Raw genomic sequence first — 4,295 nt, 5'->3', positions numbered from 1 at the left:
TCCTGTTACAATATATTTGCCTCGGAAAAGTGGCAGCCAGCTACGAGCCGAGACATCTCGTTGCTTAAGCTGTTAGAATAGGAAGGTAATGGTCTGACCCTTTCTTCCAAGGGCTCGTGCCCGTTGTTAAGTCAGTCAGCCATCCTCCTGTTCGCAGCGTTCGATTTGTGCAGGTAGAACCGCGTGTTCGTGTCACCAAACAGATAGAATCGGCAATGGGTAAAGATGGCTCTGTCCATTGCAAATTCTTTCAGGAGTGATGAACATGAACGCAGCAGGCATTGACGTTTCCAGCAGCAAGAGTACCGTGGCCGTACTTTGTCCTTTTGGCGAGGTGGTAAAACTGCCATTCGATGTGCGCCACAGCGCCGAGGAACTGGCCTCTCTGGCAGAACAGCTTAAATCCATTGAGGGCGAAACACGAGTAGTTATGGAGCACACCGGACGTTACTATGAGAGCATCGCCAAGGTTCTCCATGAAGCCGGACTTTACGTTTCGGCAGTCAATCCTTTGCTTATCAAAGAGTACGGCAATAATTCTCTCCGCAAGGTCAAGACCGATAAGGCAGATGCGATAAAGATTGCCAAATATGCTCTTGACAATTGGAGCGAATTGCGTGATTATACTCCTATGGATACGATTTGAAAACTATGAACCGTCAGTTTCAGCTGGCCATTAAGCAGAAAACCGCTACCGCAAACAACCTCATCGCACTTCAGGAACAGTCTTTTCCCGGTATCCACAAGCTGTTTGACAGCCCTGTGCGCGGTGACGGCACGCAGAAATGGGTTGATTTGACCCATGACTTCTGGCATGTTGATTGCGTTCGCAGCGGCAGTCTGAACGCTTTTACTGAGCGTTACCGCAAATGGTGCAAGCGAAACCGTTATCAGTTCAGCACGGAGAAAGCTGCCAAGGTATACGCTCTGGCAAAGTCCGCTGTTGTACTGGTGCAGAAAACCTCTGTCACGAAAACGCTCGTTCAGGCCGCTGCTGACCAGCTCACAGCGATCTCGCGCAGCGTAGAAACTTACCGCAGCGAGATGAACAAGCTGACATCTCAGCTGCCCGAATACTCTGTCGTCATGGAAATGTACGGTGTTGGTGAATCCCTCGGGCCTCAGCTCATGGCGGAGATCGGGGATGTGCGCCGCTTTGAGCGTAAACAGTCGCTTGTTGCTTTTGCAGATATTGACCCCGCACCGAGCGAATCGGGCGATTACTGCTCCCGCAGCAATAGAACCACCAAGCGCGGCTCTCCTTATCTGCGCAGAACGCTGTTCAACATTATGAAAGTACATCTGCAGCGTGCTCCGGCAGACGAACCAGTTTTCCAGTTCATGGACAAGAAGCGTGCCGAGGGCAAGCCGTACTATGTTTACATGACAGCTGCGGGCAATAAATTTCTGCGCCGTTATTACGGCAAGGTGATGGCATACTTCTCTTCGCTGGAGGATCTGCCGCCTGTAGATATGGAATCCACAGGTCTGCATCTCACGAAATAACCAACTGTAATCTAGATCGTCAGGTCGGCGCATTCGCGGCGGCCTTTTAGGGTTGCGCTTTTTTCTGCCTGCTGCCTGCGATATTTTCTTTTGTCAAGTCCGCTTGAGGGCTTAACAGATGCGTATTTGTCATCTTTCTGCATCTGCTTCAAATGATAGTAGAAAGTTGCACGGGGCAGTTGAGCGATTGAGAGAAGAATATCCAGAGAATGTCTTTGCCTCAGCTTTTGAACTACCTGCGCTTTCTGCGCTGGTGTCGCTCGTCTTCCAAAACCAAGGCTTGCAAGTTTTTTAGGTAATCGTTCTCCGCACACAGTCGCTGCACTTCGGCCAGCAGATCTTCTTCTACATCCTTCGGCAGCTTCTTTGGCCGACCAGTGCTGCTGCGGCCCCGTCGCTCAACCGACAAGCCTTCCGGCCCTTCTTCCAGATGGATTCGCTCCTATGATTTGATCTGATCTCTGCTGTTTACCTCAAATCTACGGCAGGTTTCGCTGTGACTCAACCTTTCTTCCATCATGGTTTCCACGACCACCTTCTTAAATTCCGGCGTGTATCGTTTGTTGGGTTTTCCTCTTGACATAATAAATCACCCCATTTCTTCAGCCGGCTATCCGAACATTCCGTCTTTGTGGCGAAGTACGCCTGTATGTCCGCCGGACGAATATCGCTCAACCGCGCCGCCCCGAAATAGGGGATCAGATGACCCTCGACCAGACTGACATAGGTCAGCTCATAGGTGTTGACGTCAACGAACGGCTGCTTGTAGGTGGAGGGCACAAAGGCTTCATCGGTACGAGCCGACACCTCGGAGGCTACGCGGTACTCCTCGGCTTTCTTCTTCGCATCGGACAGACTCACCGTGCTGTAAAAGGACTTGCGCAGCGGCTTGCCGTGAATGTCGCGCCCGAGTGTCAGCTTGTACTCGTAGCGGTTGTCCTTGCGGGTTGGCTTTTTTCTTAGCAAAAAAATAACCCCTTTCTTACCGTAAAAAAATGGTAAAATAGAGGTGCTGATGGATGTGGAAGTTTATCAGTACCTCATGTCCCGCTCTGGTGTTGGTAGCACCGGGGCGGGATTTTTTATTTCTCCCACCGCGCGGCGAGCTTTTGCAACTCGGGCAGATAGACGTTCTGGATTTTTGCTGCGATAACAGCGGCAGTATGGTCATCGTAGATATGCGAAGTCTGGTTGCGGGCATTCAGCATATCCAGCCAGACGCCTTCATCGTCGATCAGCTCGGCGGCGTACGCCTCACGCAGCACTTGCTTTGGGAATTGCAGGGTATTCTGCATGCCAGCGTCGAGCATATATTCCTTGAGTGCCTTCCAGCCCAGCTCAAAGGTAAATTCAAACCGCTGGATCATGCCGTCGCGGACGGTGTCGTTTCGGATGTTCTGATAGTCCGTTACCGCCTCCGCCAGTCGATGTGCAGCATTTACAAAGTTATCGCGTTTGGTTTTCATACAGTATCACTCCATCTCGGTCAATTTCAGCAAGCAGCTCGGGCGAGGTGTAGTCATCGACAAACACAACGTCGTATTTCAGCAGGGTCGGCAGATCGTCCATGCCGCACCAGAACCGCGTCTGCTGCTCCTCCGGCATACCGAACACCGCAAGGTCAATATCACTGCGCGGACGGTTATCGCCACGTGCGCGGGAGCCGAACAGGACGAGTTTGCGTGCACCGCAGTCCTTCGCAAGCTGTGCAAGAGCAGGTTTCAGGTCATTCATGCGGGATAGCTCCTTTTCTTAATATTCCCGTATCAGCACCTGCGGGATGCCGATGATATGGCAGCTTTCGAGGTCTACGCCTTCAATGCGGCGGGGCGGGTACGCGGGATTGAGCGGCACAAGCTTGAGCCAGTCTTCGCCGTCCACATAGTTGATGCGTTTGATGGTCATTTCGTCATCGCCGTAGCTGATCACGCCGATCTCGCCGGAGTGGTTCATGGTGGACTGACGCAGTACCAGCACGATGTCGCCGTTCTGGAACGCCGGATACATACTGTCGCCGCGCACGCGCATAGCACAGAAGTCCTCGGCTTTCCGGCCTTTGAGGTAGGCGCGCGGCACTTCGATCTTCTCGCCGGCCGCGCTCTCGTCGATGGATACGCCGTCGTAGTGCGCCGCTACGCTGGTGATGACCGGAAATGTCACTGTGTCCTCGGTGATGGTGGGGGAGGGGAGAGTTGGTGCAGTGGGTTCGTCCCAGCCCATCAATACAGCAGGAGTAACGCCGAGAATGTCAGCCAGTTTGGCAATGCGTTCATGCCGTAACGATTTAATATTTCCACTTTCCCAACGCTGCACAGTAGCTTCGGTTACGCCGATTTTTTCGGCAATCTGTGCGAGTGTAAGTCCTAATTCTTTGCGCTTTGCTTTCAAGACAGATGATATATTTCCCATAATGAGTACCTCCCTCTTATGATAAGTTAACTATATCACGGGCAAATACGTTGTGCAAGCAAAAAAATGCGTTTCGCGTAAAAACTTTCGCATAACGTATTGACAAGACGGCAAGAGTGGTGTATCGCAAACTTACGCAAAATGAAAAATTGGAGGTGAACGACATGGCTCATATTGATGTGCCGAAGGTGCGAGGTAGGATGGCATACTTCGCTGCATTGGAAGATCTGCCGCCTGTAGATATGGATTCCACAGGCTTGCATCACACGAAATAAACAGCTGTAATCAGGCTCTGCAGGTCGGCGCATTCGCGGCGGCCTTTTGGTGTTGTGCTTTTCTCCGCCCGCTGCCTGCGATATTTTCTTTTGTCAAGTCCGCTT

General features: G+C 51.8%; 6 protein-coding genes and 1 pseudogene. 1 reads left to right on the top strand and 6 read right to left on the bottom strand.

Going from position 1 to position 4,295, the window contains the following annotated elements; translation table 11 throughout:
* The first annotated feature begins 265 nt into the window (after window positions 1-265).
* Window positions 266-1,506, top strand: a pseudogene (locus PG722_RS13105) (IS110 family transposase).
* 11 nt (window positions 1,507-1,517) lie between these two features.
* On the opposite strand, the gene PG722_RS13100 reads toward PG722_RS13105, so the two are convergent.
* The 6 genes from PG722_RS13100 to PG722_RS13075 all read right to left on the bottom strand — a co-directional run bounded on the left by PG722_RS13100 (window position 1,518) and on the right by PG722_RS13075 (window position 3,915).
* Window positions 1,518-1,658, bottom strand: a complete 141-nt coding sequence (locus PG722_RS13100; RefSeq protein ID WP_270580796.1) for a hypothetical protein — start codon at window positions 1,656-1,658, stop codon at window positions 1,518-1,520.
* Between the two features lie 290 nt (window positions 1,659-1,948).
* Window positions 1,949-2,026, bottom strand: a complete 78-nt coding sequence (locus PG722_RS13095) for a hypothetical protein (protein ID WP_330674713.1) — start codon at window positions 2,024-2,026, stop codon at window positions 1,949-1,951.
* Window positions 2,023-2,472, bottom strand: a complete 450-nt coding sequence (locus PG722_RS13090; RefSeq protein WP_270580795.1) for a hypothetical protein — start codon at window positions 2,470-2,472, stop codon at window positions 2,023-2,025. The genes PG722_RS13095 and PG722_RS13090 overlap by 4 nt, the downstream gene beginning before the upstream one ends.
* A gap of 116 nt (window positions 2,473-2,588) precedes the next feature.
* Window positions 2,589-2,972: a nucleotidyltransferase substrate binding protein gene (locus PG722_RS13085; RefSeq protein WP_270580794.1), complete on the bottom strand. Its 384-nt coding sequence runs from the start codon at window positions 2,970-2,972 to the stop codon at window positions 2,589-2,591.
* On the bottom strand, window positions 2,953-3,240 hold the full coding sequence (locus tag PG722_RS13080) for a nucleotidyltransferase family protein (RefSeq protein WP_110435685.1): 288 nt from the start codon (window positions 3,238-3,240) through the stop codon (window positions 2,953-2,955). The genes PG722_RS13085 and PG722_RS13080 overlap by 20 nt, the downstream gene beginning before the upstream one ends.
* Before the next feature lie 18 nt (window positions 3,241-3,258).
* Window positions 3,259-3,915, bottom strand: a complete 657-nt coding sequence (locus tag PG722_RS13075; RefSeq protein WP_270580793.1) for a LexA family protein — start codon at window positions 3,913-3,915, stop codon at window positions 3,259-3,261.
* Window positions 3,916-4,295: the final 380 nt, after the last annotated feature.

The sequence above is a fragment of the Butyricicoccus sp. OF27-2pH9A genome (assembly GCF_027693185.1).
In the GTDB taxonomy this organism is placed as follows: Bacteria; Bacillota; Clostridia; order Oscillospirales; family Butyricicoccaceae; genus Agathobaculum; species Agathobaculum butyriciproducens.
This window is presented reverse-complemented; position numbering and strand designations above follow the sequence as displayed.